This is a genomic window from Candidatus Nitrosocosmicus sp. T (assembly GCF_054408485.1).
Genome location: NZ_CP166992.1, coordinates 1,683,453 through 1,702,536, shown reverse-complemented (window position 1 = coordinate 1,702,536; position 19,084 = coordinate 1,683,453). Strand labels below are relative to the sequence as shown.

Sequence of the window (19,084 nt, the reverse complement as noted above, 5' to 3'; positions counted from 1 at the left end):
TCGGCTTTTAAAAAATTAAATACGACGTGCCTAATTAAATAATGTGATAAATCTGAAACGCTTTCCATTTAGGGAAGACGAATTTCAAAGAGAAAAATCTTTTAGTTGCGATGCAGTTCCTGGATCTGCCCTAAAGGTATTTTTTGGGGGTAAATATAGTGGGTATTGAAAAATCACCTAACTGGGTTAAGATGTCTCAGATAGGATTAGGTCTTGTTATCTTAATCTTGGCAATAATCGTACTGATTAACCCTTTTATAGGCTCAATATCTGTTGTACTCTTTCTTGGCTTGTTGTTATTATTTACTGGTATCGAAAAAATAGTTAGTGGGGTAGTGCTTTCAGGGAAATCCCGATTTGCAAGCATCGGCTTGGGAATAATTGTTATAATAGTATCTTTGATCGTCCTTGCGTTTCCTATCCAGGCAGGAACATTCGTAGTTTTACTTTTGGGTATTGCTTTGCTTGTGGATGGAATTTCTAGAATCATTCATGGGATCAGAGATAAGGCTAGCAGAGGGTGGTCGAAAAATTTTGGCATAGGTGTAGGAGTACTATCAATTGTTTTTGCATTAGCAGTACTGTTTATCCCGGAATAGGTCTAGTCTTAGCCGGCATATTGATTGGAATTGCCCTGTTAATAACAAGCTTACAAATAATTTCAGCAGGAGTAACCGGAGAGCAAAGAAGACCAAAATCCATCTGAATTTTTTTTAGATTTAGTTAATATTAATTTATACACAGGTTACTCCAATTATAGATTATTGCACATGCCGAGTCTACGCTTTTAATCAGTACTTGTAAAGTGAAAGAAATAGCTTGGTTCGTCTTCCATGTGTCTGCTTATGCCTTGGGAGTTATAATACCTTTTTTAGAAAAAATATTCTTAATTTCGTAGTATGCCTTATTCTAACGATTTCTTAAATAATACCTGCATAGGAGCATGTGAATGTACTATACATTAATAAAATTAGAACATCCATTTTTACCAGTCTTCGAGTTATATGATTATGCACAAACCTAAGGATGAATTTAGCAGTTGACCATGTAGAAACTTTTTTTATTTTTGTATGATTCTATTAAGTGTGCCATCTGCCTATGTACTAATAAACTGTGAGTTAGGATCAGAGAACGAAACGACAGAGAAAATAAGAAAAATTCCTGAAGTAGTTGATGTGTACCGGGTGTTTGGGGTTTATGATATTATTGTAAGAATTTCTTCCGACAATATGGAAACACTAAAAGAAATTATTAATTGGAAAATTAAGAAATTAAACGAAGTGCGTTCAGCTCTATCTATGGTCGTGACAAATAATGCAGATAGAAATTGATTTCACGGATGTAATTCCTTTTAATAAATTGTATTCAACTATGACATACATAAGTGGGACGTGTTTCCAAATGAATTTCTGTGCCTGTTGATTATCAGGGTTGAAAGCACATATGACCATTTTTTTTAAAAGCATCATTATGCACAAAAAAAGCAATTAGGGTATTGCAATACTCACAACCTGAGGAGCTTTAGATCGACTATTGATTTCAAATGCACCTTTTGAAAGATCTTCACCATATATTACTTTGATATAGTAACCCATTTTATTTTGAAAAATATCTAACGAAAGCTTTATCTTTGACTTTGGATAAAAAATACTAGAAACTTATAAAAGGAACATTTATCATCATTAATACCACTTGGTCCACATCTATGACAGTACTAAAATACGATTTCTGTGATAATAAAATAGAAGAGATGATGTCAATCAAAGCTGCAGCAGATAAAAAGACTAATCTCATGGATATAGGCACATATATAGTCTTTTCAAATGCAATTTGATCTCATCTAACTAGACAAAAATATAGGGGCTTATCATCTCTTTTTTTTCTTTACTTCATTGTCTCAAGGCAGATTGAAGGAAAGATATAGGATTTTTATCCAACATTGTCATGCAAATCCAAGTGATGCAATGACTTGGGCTTTTAGATTAGTAGTTCATCTAAAAGATAGAATAGAAAAAAGGAGATCAAAGTTTCAGCTATCCACAACTATCTAAAACAAATAAAATTTGTTATGAAATGAATGTTCTAACCTTGAAGTGTAAAAAGATAACCATGGATAATTACTTGTTTATTAAGGTAAGTCTGATAGCACCGCTGTAAGCGCTTGTGACTCCCCTGCGAGGCGATGACAGTAAGCCGCAAGAAGGATAGACCCTGTACTAATGGACTTGCTTCCTATTCTAATCCAAAATTTTTGTTATTGCATAAACCATATATGATGGGGCTCAATGACTTGGTAGGAATTTTCAGCTTAAGCTATTGAAGAATAATTGTCGAGATAAACAGTATTTTTAGGGATCAAGTTCGGCAGCAGGGTATGCAAATAGGACATCATTGAACTAGAGAGCGTCTAGCATAGACGAAGTGTCTTATGCCGTACCTATAGCGACTTTTTAGAAGGTAAGAGCCCAAACCGACATTGCTAGTAGGCAATTATACTTGGATAACTCTGAACTAATTGCGTACTACCTTTGAATGGCAATATATCATTATAAAGCCTTGGTTTAAAGATCAATCGAAATGGCTAGAGTCAAAAAACCCATGATATTTAACAGCATGGGGGATAGATTTCATTGCTTTTTATGGACCAGGATTCATGGGGGATCCAAGAATACGTGAAAATTAATCGGCTTTTTGACGAGAGAGGTAGAAAAATTTGAAAAGAGCTGTTGAGAAATATTAGCAATCCATAAAAATGCAAGATGGTTGCAATCTGGATTTTAGTGAAAGCATTCTGGAACAAAGTTTATCAAAATACTGAGCTTAGAGAGATGAAGGTATCGGAATTTTATCCTCATCTGTTGGAACTGGCGTCAGCAAGATCAATAGGAAAGCAAATCCGAGATGCTTCTCCTCTTCATGAAGTAATTCAACGACCCTTTATCATACCTAATATTATTTAATGAACAGAGGAAAAAATATTTGATAGTAGATAGAAGATCTATAGATTTCGAATTCATTCATTGATCCATAGGATTATCTACTAAAGTAACTTACGATTTTCTATACCGCTACAATCTCCAAATCTTCGACCACATCTAAAAAGAGACATTAATCTATACACTCAAATTCGCTTGTAGATAGTTGTCTAATCTGGCCAATAACGGTCTGTACGTCTTGTGTAGATACTCATAGTTACAGCTGCATAACATGATTCATTTCTATTACCTTGTAAAGTTTTAAATTAGCTATGCTCGGCCCGATAATTAATTTATCTAATAGAATGAATATTTGTCGTGATTTGGGATAATAATCACGGTATTTAGTTTGATGTAATAATTTACACTGTTCCTTAGATTATGTACAAGGATCAGCGTCACTAAATTTTAAAATTGTTTATTTTAACAATATATTTCCTTCAAACCTATATATGGCGTTACCCATATCCAAGGAGAATATAGGATAAAAATGAACATAGATGATGAAATTGATAAGGTTATCGATAATTATGTTGCTTTAACTAGACATAACCAAAATACAAACATAGAATCCACAGAAAATCTCGATGAATTCACTGAGGGTTTTTCTAAAAAAGTTCATACAGTTATTTTTCCTGTATTTAAAGAAATTAAGAACAAGCTGATCTTACATGATATCAAATGTGACATAATAGACAAGATACAAGGAAGATTGGTAACCGAAATCAAGCTTGATATATACCCTTATAAGGATACTTCATCAGCACAAGACAAACATCCTTCTTTAACCTTCTTTATGGAAGAACCAAATAAGGTAACGCTCTATATGCAAAAGATGATGCAAGAGGAGGGTTCAGCAGGCCGGGAGGGAACATTTACCTTAGAGGAGATTACTACTGAACTTGTTAAAGAAAAAATATTAGATCTGTTGAATTTTTGTTTTGCTAGAAAATAATAAAATAGATCGACAGTCAACAAATCAAAATTATTATCATCATCATCTTCTTCTTTGTACTTTTGATTATCATTTACAAAATTCATTTGATCTTAAATGAAATGTGTTTTTAGAACAGAAATTAATTATATTAGTTTTTAATTTCCAAATCATGGGACTAAACTCAGATGCAATGTAATTGGGTTCCTATTTCGAAGTTAATATGATATCTTCTTTGCAAATTTTCTCCTCAAAATGGTTATATGCTGAAGAAAAAAATTGTGGTTGGTAAAAGGTAAAATTGATATAGAAATTTTTAGAAAAAAAATAATCTTCAACCTGTAGCATTTCTACAAGTATCCTCATACTGTCTGAGTAGCTCACAGTTCACTGTCCTGCAAATGAATTTGTAGGAGGATTCCATTACAGAACTGTCTTTCTTATTCAAGAAAGCTCAAACCTTTAAAGAGGAAATTAAACCTGCTATATGATTTCTAAAACAAGGTTCCTTCTGTCTTTCTTTTTTTATGTTCGATTATTCCATCATTGGTGATATAATAATTTTCACCATCAAATGAATGAATCAATGCTTGGGCAATCAAGTCTTCAAGGGCGGTGTCAATATCTTCAGGATGTGGTGAGCTAATCTGGTCAGTTATCTCTTCATAGTTCAATGATTTGGTTCCAGCTGTATGTGCGGCTACCAATTTATCCAATATCATGCCCTCAATCTTATTGAGCATGTCGTTGTCATCCTTGGCGTCTAGATCTTTGACCATAATTGTAATAATATAATATCTTGGTTAATATGCTTATCACAGAACTCATGACATAATTCTTTTAATGCAAAGTTTTTAGTTAACCTGACTATGCAAAATGGATGGTTAAGCTTATGAATTCCGAAAAGAGCGATTACTTCTTCCAATAACAATGTTATCCTCTCTAAAGGTCTATAATCCTTGTTCCAAACATTGTAGCCTCTGAAGATTTGTCATGCGTAATTAAAGAATCTAAATACTTGAGGATGTTTTACTAATAATATTAGTACAATGAAATTTATGACAATAGGAGAACTTTTAATGAAGGAGGTCAAGGATCATCGATTCGATTGTTGAATATGATTCTGAGGATAATACACTATATGTTAAACTAACCGACAAGAAAATAGTGAGCACCATTCCAATTGGAAATTCGGTGTTTATTGATATTAGTGATGACAATAAACCTGTAGGCATCAAATACATTCTGACTGACAAAAGTCCCGATACAATTAAGGAGGTACAATCATTGTTCTTGACATAATATTTAGACATGTACATTGTAGGCTTTACCAATAGCAAAAGAAATCGAGTGGATTTGAATGAAAGAAAATAAAATTTTATTAAAAGAAGGAGGTGTGCGATCCATTTTAAAGGCACAAGTAAAAGTATATAGGCTTTGAACCAATGGTAGTAGAATTAGGCAAAATTGGTTCCAGAACCTTTACCTTATACGGCGGAAAATTTTTTTAATAGATTCCCTATTTTAGCTTAGTTCGCCCTACAATAGATTGAGCGATACTAACTTGATGTTTGATTAACAGATTTTATATGCCTCAAAGATATTTTTCTCATGCACTTCCCAAAGTAACATGTTTCTTGCGTATTTATATGTCCCAATCCGTTTTGAGTATAGCTCCTCCAAATTATGATTTAGATAATTTAAGATATCAATCAGGCCATCGTTATTCTCATACTCTAAACAATATCCTTTCATGGTTTCTGATATTGGGGTCAGTCCAGAAGTGTTGATTACAAGCAATCCTGCATGAGCATATTCATAGGCCTTATTTGGATTAATGTATTTGTGAGACCAATGTTTTTTAAAAGGAACCAAACCAGTTGAATGATTTGCCATTTCCTTGTACATACTTTCTCTATCTAGGTATCCGCAATATACTGTGTTCTTAGTAGAAGGACTGTCCCATCCCAGGACAAAAAGCTTACCGACGTTATCCTTTTCAAATGTTTCAAAGAAACCTTCAAGGTTCCTATGTGTAGGTTTTATCAGGCCTTTTGCTTCAACACCAGCATAGACCGAAGAAAGAGATTTGTGATATCTCGGTTCATCAATGGATTCTATTTCTTTATAAAGAGGAAAGTTTGGAACAAGAAAATTTCTATCACTAATTTTATTATGCGCCTCCACTATGGTTTGAGACACTGTGATTGTGGGAACCTTTGTTACCACATCCTTTTCTGCATCGGACCAGATCCTAACCCATCTCTTTTTTAAGAAATCTCGGGCGATATTTCTGACTATGCCTCTTGGAAAGGATGGCTTATCAATGTTTGCCTGTTTTGTTAGATTATATGCTTCCAGCTGCCTTTGGACATAAATTGACCAAAATTCATGATCATTGTAAACCAAAGGATACTCTCCAATTTCCATTGCCATTTTGGCTGAAAAAATGTTGTGAGCATGAATTATGTCTGGACGAACCTCATCGATGACTCTTTTCATATGTTTCTTTACAATATTCCATTGATATGGAAACATATGTCTAGCAGAGGGAGTCCATTTTATCTCTAAAGATTTATCAAAAATAGATTGATATTTTGGATTTTTTGGACCACCAAAGAAAACACTATGTCCATTTTTCTTAGCGCTAATTGCGCACTTTTCGGTCCGCCATTGGGGCAAGTGGGTATCTAAAAGATGTAATATTCTCATCTCTTTTTATTACCATGAATGAGTGATTTCATTAATATAACTTTGCAAGTTAATTTTTCTAATGGTTGTAGCATACTTTTTCAATTAAAATTGAGATTAAAATTAAAATGTTAGCACTTGTCAGTTTCGATTGCTTTATTATTTTCAGCTTCTCTTTGATCATATCTAGAGGATGTAGCTAAGAGTATACTGAATATTATCAAAGATCTGTTTGCTAGATTTGCATCCTCTTCCCATCTATTTAATAGGCGAATTTGATTGATGATCGTGTTCTTGCTGGATCCAAAATACAGATCGAAAGCGTTTATCTTATATAACAAGAAAAACTCCAATTGACTGGAGATAAGAAGATTAATTAAAGCTTTCTTAAGAAATACGATCCTACCAATTATTATAGAAACCTATTGCAAAAATTATAAATCTTAACAAGAGATAACAATGTTAGGTTGGCTTTTTAGTTGAATATTCTTCATATTTGGGATCAATCGGCTGTAGCTTGCGTTCTTGCAAAGAATCAGCAAAAATTGGGACATGAAGTTAAGATTCTGAGAAGAACTGGTTATGATCGATATGGGATATACGAATTTTATGGCGAAATAGTTACGCTTATCCCAGAAGAAAATTTTTTAGAATTAAGTTTACAAGAAGCAAACAAAGCTGACCTTGTGCATATACATAGCAGGACTGATGCATTATTCTATATCCGAAGAAAGTCAAACAAAAGAAATAAAATTATCATGCATTTTCATGGATCAGATCTACGAGGAATCAACCAAAAATATAAACGTCAGGATTTATTGTTGAACCCTGGGCTACTAGTTAGGAATTCAAGATCAACTCGTGTTCGAAGGAAAAACAATCTTCTAGCCGAGCGGTCTGCAGATAAAGTCCTCTACTCTACGGCAGATCTAAGGAAATTCTTAAAGCGTAATGATTCGGTCCTAATAAACATACCGATTGATACTGACCATTTTACACCAAATACCAACAATCAAACCGGCAAGGACTTTTTTATATTTAATACCGAGGCTATTTCCAATATGAAATGGATAATAGATTATTGTAAAGGAAGCGGTATCGACAATTTAAAGGTAATTGATAGAATGAAGCATCCTGTAAAATACTCTGATATGCCCAGGTTTCTCAAACAGTTCGGAACTTATGTTGATATCAGATATGTAAACGACAATGTCTTGTCTAATCTTAGTACTACTGCACTTCAATCACTCGCTTGTGGTTTGAAAGTAGTAAACTATAACCTCGAGCAGGTCAGTGAGTTACCTAGCGATCATGTTGGATCAAATGCTGCGAAAATAGTACAAGAGGCTTATGAGGAGATTTTATAAGATGTAATTCATTAAAAAAAAGTACTAGCAAAAAAATCTATACCTGATACTATAATATAATATAAAGGATTTCACGATTTAGGGGCGAAATTCCAATTCCAATTGATCGGAACGCATTGAAGAATCATTAAAAAATACCTCTCTAGAGATTATAATTGGGTAGTTCGTGCTCACAACATTTTTTCAGCCAAAATGGCAATGGAAATTGGAGAGTATCCTTTGGTTTACAATGATCATGAATTTTGGTCAAAATTTTTCGGAAATGGCTATTAAAATTATGAAATTAGTTACTAATACAGGTATATTAGAGAATCTACGACTTAAGTATAACAGTGTGAATGTCTGAATGAATGAATGAAGTTAAACAAGCCGAAAATTATGATATAATAATGACGAGCAGAAATATCAACGAGTTTGCATTCTTTAGATCATTCTTTAACAATTAAATTGAGTATATAACAAATACGTTTATAGATATTTTGTTCATAGACTCTATAGATTCATAAAGTGGAGGTGTTTCCCTTTCTGTTTTTAATCATACTAACAACAACTCTGCTTATTCAAATTGCTGAAGCTTTTAGTTGATCTTGATCAATTTGTTCCAATAGAAGCGAAAAAATATCCTCACTAATTTTTTAATAAATTTTCACCTTCACTTTTACCTTTCTACCATAATCCAAATACCATAACTATCATACTCAAAACTTAACAATTAATAAAGATATGATAATATGAATTTTTATGCAGCTCATTCCTTTTCGTAATAAAATTAGAAGTTTACTACTATTATCTAGAGAACTAAAAAGGGATCTAACAAGGACTATGACACAGAAAGACTGGGAGTTTCCAGAAATGTTTGAAGATTATGAAAAATATCACGCCAACATAAACACCGGAAAATCAGTGAGATATGACTTAATAAAGAAATGGATTGAGCCAAACTCTACAATTTTGGATGTAGGTGTAGGAGATGGTCACATGGCCGAACTATTGATGAAAAACAAGAATGCTTTAGTTAAAGGGATCGATATTTCGCATATAGCATGTGAGAAAGCCAAAAATAGAGGTATTTCCGTAACCGTAAAAGATATTAACAACGGACTAAGTCTTGGCAGGGATGAATATTATGATTATATACTTCTTATTGAAGTTATTGAACATACCATATATCCACAAAAAATACTAGTTGAAGCTATATCTCATGCTCGAAAAGGGGTAGTTGTAACTATCCCTAATAGTGCATATGTTAAATGGAGAATTCAATTACTTAGAGGATATTCGCCACGCCAGTCGTTTTCTCATTTGCATTTCTGGTCTGTAAAGGACTTTAGCCTTTTTTGCAAGAAGCTTGATATCAACATCGTCGATTTTAATACGTTACTTCCGCCATGGCTAATAAAATTTAGCAATTTACTTGGTTGGCAACAATGCTGGCTCCTTGCGCCCAAACCATATTCTAATAATGTTTAGTAGATATCTTGGCCTTATCAAAAATGGCGGTATTATTTATGGGTTATATTGTACCATGGTAATATCTTATTCACCATCACTATTCTTTTAGTAATTCTAACGACGAAATCCCAACTAGAGCTAATTTTATATCAGATCTAGCGAGTATACGTCCAAAATCAAGATGTCTCAATCCCTTAGAATTTTTACATTTATATGATTATATAGAGGCGATTTTCAATAAAATACGTTGTCATTGTCTCAGCAAGAAATATCACTGCGAATTAAACGATGGCTTATTGAAGAAAGTGATATTTGGAGATTTGATGAAATCAAAGACTCCACAGTTATTATGAATATAGTTGCAAAATCTAATAATAGAAATGTCAACATCATTGTTGATGATTTACACGACAAGGTAACATTAATTACATCAATGAATTTCTCAAAGCAACAGAAGAATTCTTTATCTCTTCTACCATCGAAAGAGAAGAATCGCTTTATTCCGGATCTATTGATGGCTTTGTACCAATTGGGTTTACTGGCTCGTCATAGCAATTCATCAAAAGACAAAATAGAAAAATTTATCATGGAGAAACTCATTTACTTTGATGGCTTAACCAAAGATAAATTTTTTGATTCATTGTTTTCAATGTTATTAGGTATAGATACCCTTCAACAATATTTTAACAGATTATCCTTGATTTCTACTGATGGCAAAACTCTCGATTAAATTAAATGAAATAGAATCTGTCAATTGGGTTTTTTAATATTTTTAATAACTGGTATATTTTTAGGAACATTCAAAAGAAGTATTACTAAATATGTGCAATCCATATTCTTTAATTAAAATATATTGATGATAAGAAGGCTTGTAGGAGAGGAATATTGTCAAAGTTTAAACAGCAATCTATAATGATAATGATTTTATTAATGGATTGTTATCTCATTCCAATTAGAACATTTCCTAATTTTGGTCTAAATATCCTTATAATATTTAGGTTCTACAGGCTAAAATTTATTATATTTCATCTTTTTTGATTGTGAATCTTGTAACTACATCGAGTATTTCATCTATGGAGGAAGGTTTTCTTAAGATGTATTTAGCACCACCATTCATCATTTCATTTATTTCACTGTTCTGCGTGGATGAAGCAGTAAATATTATTACATTATTTGAATTTAACAAATTCTCTTCCTTTAGTTTGTTAAAAACATCTAATCCGCTAAATTCTGGCATGGCCAGATCCAATAAAATTACATCATAATATCCATCCTTCTTTCGTATTTCATCTAAGCCATCTATCCCTCTATTAATTATTTTACATTCTATATCTTCTGTTTCGAGGTAGTCTTTTATCAACTCAGTTATATCCTCATTATCATCTATAATAAGAACTCGGGAAATAGGTGTTACCGATGATGATGATGATGACGATGATGATGGTATATTAGGACTCATTGTATCTTTATTATAACCGAATTCTTCTCGGTTTAAAAAGGTATTGTAAATCTAAAGGCTGCACCATGATTATATTCTTTATCAATCCATATTTTACCACCGTGTGCTTCTACGATACCTTTTGAGATGGCTAAACCAAGTCCACTACCGCCATGTTTTCTTATCAAACTTGTATCAACTTGATAGAATTTGTGAAATAGTTTATCCATTTTATCTGCTGGAATACCTGGGCCATTATCTTCTACCGAAAATTGAATCATCGTTTGGTTTTGAATCAATTCTGCTCCTATAGTTATTTTACCATTGCTTGCTGGTACAAAATCTATAGAGTTTTTAATCAAATTTGCGAATACTTGTTCGATCCTCCTTTGGTCACACATAATAGTAGTTTCTTCTCTTAATTTTGAATTTACTTTAAAGGTAATTTGTTTATCTCCAATTAAAGAAGGCAAATCGGATACAACCGATGACATCAAATCCCGTATATTTACTAGACTTTTTTGAATTTTAAACTTTCCCATTTCAATTTTGTATCCATCAAGAACATCATTAACCAAAACTTCTAATTTTAATATATTTCTGTAAACAATATCTGCATATTTCTTTTGTTTTTCACTCAGGTCACCTGTTTTTTTTTGCCTAAGTAAAAGCTCCACATAACCTCTAGCGGGGACGAGTGGAGTTTTTAATTCATGGCTAACCATGGACATAAATTCTTCTTTTGCTTTGTCTGCAGATACCAATTCATTGTTTATTTTTTCTAAATATTCATCATTTAGTCTTAATTCTTCATTTGCTTTTTCTAGTTCTAGTGTTCTCTCCATTACCATATTATTCAAATTTTGGTTCACCTGATTTACACTCTGCCTCATTGACTCAAAATTTGACGCTAATTCACCAACTTCGTCAGAGCTTTTAATATCAATTCTGGAATCATAATTTCCCTTACCAATCTCAATTACCTTTCTCATAAGTTTTGATAATGGTAAAGAAATAGTTCTGGCAATGAACAAAATAAGAATTATCGATATTACGAACATAATGCCTGAAACAATTAGAAATTGATCTGCTGTTTTTTGTAAATTTCCAAATACGATATCAGTATTTTCTCTTAGTATGAGAAACCAATCACTTCCTTTATAGTCTAAGTGTCCCTTCCCCTGTGGTACACTAACAATAATTTCATCACTATTAATTCGAGTTTCTGCTGAAGCGGGATTCAGCATAGACATATTATTCTGTCGATCGTTGTTACCGATCATCTCTTGGAATCCTGGTATTTCTTGCAAAATTGATTTTCTATCATGGTTGGAATATATTACTGTGCCATTCTTAGATATTAAATCCAATTTAAGATTGCTACTGCCCGAATCTATTTCTTTATCCTCCAAGTTAATTTCTTTGAATATATCGTTGATCTTATTTACTGGTTGTCTTGTAACTACAACTCCTTCAATCTCTTCGCTTTCATTATACAAAGGAGCAGCAAAATGGATTACATATTGATTAAGCGATTCAGATAGAGTAGGTACGGTATCATAATGTATTTTTCCCTTAATTGCTTCTTTAAAGAAAGATTTATCAGATTCATTCTCCCCTAAAAGTATATTTCTTGTGTCCCCAATTTTAATACCTTCTTTATCATATAAGGAAATGGAGGAATATGTTTTGAAAGATCTTTCCATTGAACGAAGATATTCCATTTTTTCAGATAGTGTTAAATTTGAATTTACCAATATATTACCTGTAGATAAAAATTCTATATCGGCTAGCCTCTCAAACATTTGATGTGAGAGATTATCCATTGTATGACCGGCCACCGTTTTTAATTCATTAATTAATTGAGCTTGTATAGTAGCAGCAAAATTTTGAAACGCAACATAAGATAGTATCATTATAGAAAAAGACACTAGTGGAATCATGGTCACGATGAGCTTTGTTCTAATTTTCAAATACTATTTACCTTGCAGATATCTCATTTTTAGTACTATTTTCCATCAATAATTCATTGACAAATTTAGGTTCAACTATATTTTCGATAACGGGATATTCACTTATTACTCCTCTTTCAGCATAAAAGTTTGCAATAGAATTTCCAGAATAGTACAATGAAAGAGTATCGTTTAATTCTCTATTGATTGAAAATTGAGTGTTATAATCTAGGTCAGTAAACTTGACATTATTGAGTCCTTCCACTATCAAATTTTTGCTTAACCCGGATTTTGACGACATTATTTCTATGCCTTGCTCCGAATTTCTATCATAATCTTCCTTTGCCTCTATCAATGATTTTATTATGTTTTGAATATCCATGGGTCTTTGTTCCACTATATCGGAATGAAATACTAATACATTTGTTATGATTCCTGGAATATCTGCGCCCGTTGAAAGGATTTTTAATCCTTTCTTCACTCCTTCTATAATAAATGGCTCGTAAACATGTCCTGCGGCAATTTCATTATTTACTAGCGCCTCTGGAATATTTTGACCCAGAATATTTACGAATTCAACATCGGCTTCAGCAAGACCAACATTTTCCAGAGATTTTAACATGAATATATGTGAAAAACTGTTGATTCCTTCAACACCTACTTTTTTACCCTTTACACCCGTAAGGTTGTCTACGCTACCTATAATTGCATCCGCCTCATAAGACGTATCCACATTGAATACAACTTTAGTATCAACTCCTTCAGCATTTTGTATTATGGCATCTGAATACACGATGAACATTCCATCATACTCCCCGTTCGAGTAAGCACGTACCGCCTCTGCATAATCTTGAATTAAAGTTACATTTACATCAACATTATTTTTATCAAAATAGCCTTTTTCTTGGGCAACATATGCCAAAAAATTAGGAACCCATAAAGTTAGTACTAGATTTATCGGTTCTCCATCAGATATCTGAGCATCCACCAAATTCAGGCCGCTGTAAAATGGTATTACAAGAATACTAAAAGTTAGTGCGCAGAATAACTTCCTATTTAATTGTTCAAATATCATTTATATTCATTAAGATTACATGGACAGGTATTTTTCTCTATCTAGGTATACTAAGGGCATTTTAGGTGGCATTATATATTATTACAGTTAAACTTTGATTATTCATCCAAATTAAAAAGTTTTTTATGTTGAAAAATATATACTATTATTTCAAACTTATTTCAAATTTCTAATCATCCTTACTTTTATTAAGCACTCGTTGAATTCTAAAACTATATCAATAGAATCAAAAACGATACTATTGATGAATAAAAATATATAGTTGAGAGATATAAATTACACTTGATTAGTCATATCTAGTGATGTTACTAGCGACGGTAAGTCAGAAGTTTTGTATGGTTCTGAAAACATAGTAGAAAAGGCAATTATCTTTATACAAAATACTAAAACAAAAATGGATATTGCGTTGGACCATTTGGGCCCATGCAGAGTAATTCAGCTTCCCGCCTATCGCGATTGTTACAAAGACATTTTAGCTAGAGGTGCAAAAATTAGATGTGTTACCGAAGTTACTTCTGAAAATATAAAATATTGTAAAGAATTGTTAAGCGTGGTTAGTGAACTACGGCACCTAGATGGCATAAAGGGGGGAATTGCAATCAATGAGTCTGAGTATATGGCTACAACGGTTCTCCGAAAAGAGCAAGCAGCTACTCACTTAATTTATAGCGACGTAGATGAGGTGGTTGCACAGGGGCAATATATTTTTGATACTCTTTGGAAAAATGCAGTACCAGCAATAAAAAAAATAATAGAAATTGAGGAAGGTAAAACAAAAAATGAAACCAAAATTTTAACAAGATCCAATGGTTCCTTAAGTGATGAAGAACTGGTGTCAATTTTTCTCGACTCAAACGAATTAAGTGTTTGTATTACTCCAGAAGGTCTAAAAATTGGTTACGAACTTTTTCTACCTCTCACTAAAAATCTTTTAGAAAGGAAGAAAAATAGTTTGCATAAAGGTCTTAGAATTTTAATCGGAATATCAGAGGATAATATGAACTTGGTTAAAGAGTATCTTGAGATGGGTGTGGAAATTCGCCACTTAAAAGAGACACCCTTTATCAACTTTGGTGTTACTGAATCACATCTGGCCGCAGCGATAGAACAATCGACTGACAAGAATTTTGTGGATAGTGTTTTATACAGCAACGAACCTGCTTATGTAAATAATTTTAAATTACTATTTGACAAATTATGGAATAATAGTAAGGATGCTACTGCAATAATCAAGTCAATCGAAGATGATATAGAGATTCCATTTTTTGAAACGATTGAAAAATCCGATGAAACATTTAGATTGATCAAAAACTTGATATCGTCTGCTAATCAAGAAATATTAGGAATCCTTCCAACTTTTGATTCCTTCAAGAGACAGGTGGAAAACGACTTTTTCCTAAACATAAAAAATACTATTGAAAAAAGGAATTTATCTATTAAAATTCTTGTTACCGATAGAATCGACCAGTCAAGACAAAAGACTATCAATGAGTTATTCAAGGATGATTTTACTCTTTTGGAAGACAACAAAAGAAAGTTCGGTATGGATGATGTCAATAACAAGCCGTTTGACTTTACCGTAAGCGCTATAAAAAATATGAAAATTAGAGCGATATCTAATAATGATATTCAATCAGAAGTAGGTTTGTTGGTAGTTGATAGGAGTAAATCAATAATCATAGAGTTCAAAAATAATACCACAGAAGATCCTCTAGATTCAACCGGGCTTGCATCTTATTCAAATAGTATCCCCATATCAAACTCCTATGCGTTTATTTTTGATTCACTGTGGAACCAATCAGAATTATACTATTTTTTAAAGAAGGTGTATGCAAGGCTAAAAGTTCATGACAAAATGCAAAGAGAGTTCATAGATGTTGTTGCACATGAGTTACGGACTCCTATTCAACCAATAATTGGCTTGACAGAACACGTTAAAGATAATATATTTGATAATGAGCAGAAAGGACTACTTGAGATTGTAATTGCAAGTGCACACAAATTACACACATTAACTGAAAACATTCTTACGGTAACTAAGATTGAAGGGAACTTATTTAATATTTCGAGGAGTAAGTTTAATCTTACCGCGGTCATTTTAGATGTTATAAAGGATTTCGAAACAATACTTGAAAATAAGAATAAAATAGTCCGTATTTCTGAGAAAAAAATAAAGTTTGATTTTATTGGTTTTGAAAAGGAACATATAGTAAATGGGGATAAGCTTCGAATTACTCAGGTTATTTCGAATTTAATTGATAATTCTATTAATTTTATTGCCGAAGGAGAAGATGGTATCATAACGATAGCTATCAGAAATAATGAAAACGATTTGATGGTCCAGATAAAAGATAATGGTGAGGGAATACATCCGGAAATTCTGCCACGGCTATTTACCAAGTTTGCGACTAAATCCTTTTATGGTACCGGACTAGGATTATATATTTGTAAGAACATTATAAATCTGCATCAAGGCAAAATCTGGGTTGAACATAATAAAGATGGTATAGGCGCCAGCATTTCTTTTACCTTGCCCATGTTCATTTAGAGCGCATTATTGTGATTTGAAATAATTTATTTTTGAATATTATTCAACAATGTCAATATAATAATCAATTAATTAGTTAAACTGTTGAGTATTACAAATCGTACAGATATCCCAAATAAAAGGAAAGAGCTTATGCTCACTCTTTCATCAATTATTAAACAAAAAAAACAAACACATTGTTAATTGGTAAGATAGGAGTTATTTAGGAAGAATGGAGAAAAAAAACAAAGATGATTAGGATGTGATTTTGAAAGTTTCTGTATCCCATTTACTCACCTGACCATTGTCATTCTCAACTATTTTGAATTTAATGAATAATGGCAAGTAATAGATATCCTGTTATTGGCGCTTCCACTAATTTACTGTGATTGAATTAATATAAACTAGAAATAAATAAATTGGTATTATCATTTCCCAATCCGTCAAATACCTTACTTTATTTTACTTTACTTTTGCAAGCTCAGCAAGACCAAATGATTATGCGTTAGTTTTATTGATTGCATTTCTAAAAGGACCTGCACTTGCAAATGCAATGTCATTCCACATTTTACTGAAAGCGATTGCACTCTCAATATAATTGCTAATCAATCTTGAATACATCTCTGGTATACTCCTAAGAAAATCTTGATTATACCAAAATTGCTTTTGGACATTTCCAAAATAAGGCATGAATACCGATTGAAATGAATTTATAACCTGGTTTTGTAATTCTAGATAATTTTCTGCTAACGCTTTGGGGGCTTGAGATGTTTGTTCCTGAGTATCAGCAATTGCTTGTGTATAATAATGAGCTTGATTGCTTGCTTCTTCAGTATTTCTCTCAATACTTTCGTTAGACTGTTCTGAGACTTCTAAAACAGACTGTGCCGACTGTTCCTCATCATAATTCTCAATAAATGATTGATGATTATTGTTATTATTATTGTTATTATTTTGTTTTATGGATTTATCATTATCGTCATTATTCTTGCCAGGAATAATTTCTTCAATTATATCAGGAGATTCTGTTTCGTTTTTATCATCAATAGACATTGTAATGCCCTTTGTTTAACAAATTATAAAAGGTTAGTATATCATAAATAAACTACCGTTTACATTATCATTATTTACTTTATGAAGACAGAATTGCAAATCTATTTATAATTTCATTTTAAATAAGAGAAGTTTAGTCGGACTAAGTAGTTGACTTGTCAAATAAGATAGCTAAGTATAAAAGAAAATTTTTTTTAAGTTATACTATTCTACCTTTTTTAGTCCAGGACCTTCTAGACAGATTGATTTAGAATAATAACATATGTATTTACAACTGCTTTGGAATCTCTCTCAGAGAGCGCCTTAACATTAGGCCAAACGATTGATGCATCAAGACAGTTAATACTGGACTATATCCCACAGCCTTTGCAGAATTTCACTTTATCATTGTCATAAATATCCTAGATTCTGTGCTATCATAGTCATCAGTATAATCCACTGTTATAGTCACTATTATCCTTCGCAGCCTATGCCATCGCCGTCAGCGTCAAGGTTATGGGGATCATCGCTTCCTACTGGGATGTTCTTCTCATCAAAATCCTTACAATCGAGATCTTTACTAGTGTCACTAGTATCAACTCTATTAGCGTTACTGATGCTATCAGACTCTACAGGTTCTTCCTTTTCGACGTCATCGTTGTCGCCATTATCACTCCTATTGTTTGAACAGCCATGTTCCTGTGCCCAATTAGTATCTGCAAATTCAGAGACGTCACAGAAGCTTTGATAAATATCGGCCAAGTTATTATCAAGTATTACTTCATTTACGTTAACACCTTCGCAATATACGACAGCAACGGTTCGACCATAGGTAAGTCCTTGCATATTATCTGGGTCTACCTCTGCATTCTTATTCAGACATTGTTCGGTAATGAAATTTTTTGCTTCATTAAATCCGGGTTCATTTCTTTCTGGAGCATCAATTAACGCTAGTCTTATTGTTATTGTATCTCCTTCTCTTGTCAATACATCAAGAGTATCGCCATCAATGACTCTTGACACTGTTCCACTAAAGTTTGATGTAGTGGTGGTAACTGTATCAGAATTTATAGAGGACGCCCAAACTTGATTTGAGAATGTAATTGTCCCTAAAAAAACTAGAAAAACAAGTATTCTCATATAAAATAACAAATCATACAATGCTGACTATTATTGTATTTAATATATAAATATAGAAAAATAAATGAGATCTCATTGATTATAGCCTGTAAGATAATTAGTCAGAGTCCAATTGAAGTTTATAGTGATAGAACTGGGTGGCAAAGCCTACTAAATAGGATATAAAAATGACGACTTTGATATCTTTGATAATGCTGAGACACCAGAAGTAAAGAGAAGGAGTAATGTGCAATACAAGTAATCTGCTTGCATACAATGACTTTGAGATAGATTGATTTAGCAGATCTGCCTATAGATAAGTTGGTACTAACAACACACTGAATTTATATTCTCAGACGAGAAAAGATTTGATCCATTCGTAAAAGTAAAAGATTGTTTTTATCATATCTTACCATATTTGAGACTTAATTGATCACTCCGTTAAATTAATATATAATTTATAGTATAGAAATACACCATTCTATAGAAAAATCAACGAATCTTAACAACAGCTTGTTCATA

Annotated in this window: 17 protein-coding genes; 9 read left to right on the top strand and 8 right to left on the bottom strand. The window is 32.5% G+C overall.

The window, feature by feature from the left end; translation table 11 throughout:
- The first annotated feature begins 158 nt into the window (after nucleotides 1–158).
- From AB0A59_RS08655 to AB0A59_RS08640, 4 genes are all read left to right on the top strand, one after another.
- Entirely contained in the window at nucleotides 159–599 is a 441-nt protein-coding gene (locus AB0A59_RS08655) for a DUF308 domain-containing protein (protein ID WP_458742990.1), read from the top strand.
- A 486-nt stretch (nucleotides 600–1,085) separates the two neighbouring features.
- Nucleotides 1,086–1,331, top strand: coding sequence for an Lrp/AsnC ligand binding domain-containing protein (locus AB0A59_RS08650; RefSeq protein ID WP_458742988.1), 246 nt, complete (start codon nucleotides 1,086–1,088; stop codon nucleotides 1,329–1,331).
- 374 nt (nucleotides 1,332–1,705) lie between these two features.
- Entirely contained in the window at nucleotides 1,706–1,834 is a 129-nt protein-coding gene (locus tag AB0A59_RS08645) for a hypothetical protein (protein WP_458742987.1), read from the top strand.
- Between the two features lie 1,631 nt (nucleotides 1,835–3,465).
- Nucleotides 3,466–3,930 carry a hypothetical protein gene (locus tag AB0A59_RS08640; protein WP_458742985.1) on the top strand — a complete coding sequence of 155 codons (465 nt, stop codon included), beginning with the start codon at nucleotides 3,466–3,468 and terminating at the stop codon, nucleotides 3,928–3,930.
- A gap of 473 nt (nucleotides 3,931–4,403) precedes the next feature.
- On the opposite strand, the gene AB0A59_RS08635 is transcribed toward AB0A59_RS08640, so the two are convergent.
- The gene (locus AB0A59_RS08635; RefSeq protein ID WP_458742983.1) at nucleotides 4,404–4,688 is read right to left on the bottom strand and encodes a hypothetical protein; all 285 of its coding nucleotides are present in this window, start codon (nucleotides 4,686–4,688) and stop codon (nucleotides 4,404–4,406) included.
- 316 nt (nucleotides 4,689–5,004) lie between these two features.
- Here AB0A59_RS08635 and AB0A59_RS08630 point away from each other — a divergent pair, with 316 nt between their 5' ends.
- Nucleotides 5,005–5,211 carry a DUF2283 domain-containing protein gene (locus AB0A59_RS08630; protein WP_458747588.1) on the top strand — a complete coding sequence of 69 codons (207 nt, stop codon included), beginning with the start codon at nucleotides 5,005–5,007 and terminating at the stop codon, nucleotides 5,209–5,211.
- Between the two features lie 273 nt (nucleotides 5,212–5,484).
- Here AB0A59_RS08630 and AB0A59_RS08625 read toward each other — a convergent pair whose 3' ends face one another.
- Both AB0A59_RS08625 and AB0A59_RS08620 read right to left on the bottom strand, forming a co-directional pair.
- The gene (locus AB0A59_RS08625; protein WP_458742981.1) at nucleotides 5,485–6,621 is read right to left on the bottom strand and encodes a glycosyltransferase family protein; all 1,137 of its coding nucleotides are present in this window, start codon (nucleotides 6,619–6,621) and stop codon (nucleotides 5,485–5,487) included.
- A gap of 110 nt (nucleotides 6,622–6,731) precedes the next feature.
- Nucleotides 6,732–6,941, bottom strand: coding sequence for a hypothetical protein (locus tag AB0A59_RS08620; protein ID WP_458742979.1), 210 nt, complete (start codon nucleotides 6,939–6,941; stop codon nucleotides 6,732–6,734).
- A gap of 138 nt (nucleotides 6,942–7,079) precedes the next feature.
- Between AB0A59_RS08620 and AB0A59_RS08615 the strand changes: the two genes are divergently transcribed.
- From AB0A59_RS08615 to AB0A59_RS08605, 3 genes are all read left to right on the top strand, one after another.
- Nucleotides 7,080–7,967 carry a glycosyltransferase family protein gene (locus tag AB0A59_RS08615; protein ID WP_458742977.1) on the top strand — a complete coding sequence of 296 codons (888 nt, stop codon included), beginning with the start codon at nucleotides 7,080–7,082 and terminating at the stop codon, nucleotides 7,965–7,967.
- Between the two features lie 822 nt (nucleotides 7,968–8,789).
- The gene (locus AB0A59_RS08610) at nucleotides 8,790–9,437 is read left to right on the top strand and encodes a methionine biosynthesis protein MetW (protein ID WP_458742975.1); all 648 of its coding nucleotides are present in this window, start codon (nucleotides 8,790–8,792) and stop codon (nucleotides 9,435–9,437) included.
- Between the two features lie 229 nt (nucleotides 9,438–9,666).
- Complete coding sequence (locus AB0A59_RS08605) at nucleotides 9,667–10,149, top strand: DUF2299 family protein (protein ID WP_458742973.1); 483 nt, start codon at nucleotides 9,667–9,669, stop codon at nucleotides 10,147–10,149.
- A 288-nt stretch (nucleotides 10,150–10,437) separates the two neighbouring features.
- Here AB0A59_RS08605 and AB0A59_RS08600 read toward each other — a convergent pair whose 3' ends face one another.
- Genes AB0A59_RS08600 through AB0A59_RS08590 form a run of 3 tightly spaced genes read right to left on the bottom strand, consistent with a single transcriptional unit; the run spans nucleotide 10,438 to nucleotide 13,884 of the window.
- Complete coding sequence (locus tag AB0A59_RS08600) at nucleotides 10,438–10,878, bottom strand: response regulator (protein ID WP_458742971.1); 441 nt, start codon at nucleotides 10,876–10,878, stop codon at nucleotides 10,438–10,440.
- A 32-nt stretch (nucleotides 10,879–10,910) separates the two neighbouring features.
- Nucleotides 10,911–12,830: a sensor histidine kinase gene (locus AB0A59_RS08595; RefSeq protein WP_458742969.1), complete on the bottom strand. Its 1,920-nt coding sequence runs from the start codon at nucleotides 12,828–12,830 to the stop codon at nucleotides 10,911–10,913.
- A 7-nt stretch (nucleotides 12,831–12,837) separates the two neighbouring features.
- Entirely contained in the window at nucleotides 12,838–13,884 is a 1,047-nt protein-coding gene (locus AB0A59_RS08590) for an ABC transporter substrate-binding protein (protein WP_458742967.1), read from the bottom strand.
- Nucleotides 13,885–14,215: 331 nt separating this feature from the next.
- Between AB0A59_RS08590 and AB0A59_RS08585 the strand changes: the two genes are divergently transcribed.
- Nucleotides 14,216–16,432: an ATP-binding protein gene (locus AB0A59_RS08585; RefSeq protein WP_458742965.1), complete on the top strand. Its 2,217-nt coding sequence runs from the start codon at nucleotides 14,216–14,218 to the stop codon at nucleotides 16,430–16,432.
- Nucleotides 16,433–16,909: 477 nt separating this feature from the next.
- Here AB0A59_RS08585 and AB0A59_RS08580 read toward each other — a convergent pair whose 3' ends face one another.
- Together AB0A59_RS08580 and AB0A59_RS08575 are read right to left on the bottom strand one after the other, a co-directional pair.
- Entirely contained in the window at nucleotides 16,910–17,464 is a 555-nt protein-coding gene (locus AB0A59_RS08580) for a hypothetical protein (protein WP_458742964.1), read from the bottom strand.
- Between the two features lie 453 nt (nucleotides 17,465–17,917).
- Entirely contained in the window at nucleotides 17,918–18,583 is a 666-nt protein-coding gene (locus AB0A59_RS08575) for a thermonuclease family protein (RefSeq protein ID WP_458742962.1), read from the bottom strand.
- Between the last annotated feature and the right edge of the window lie 501 nt (nucleotides 18,584–19,084).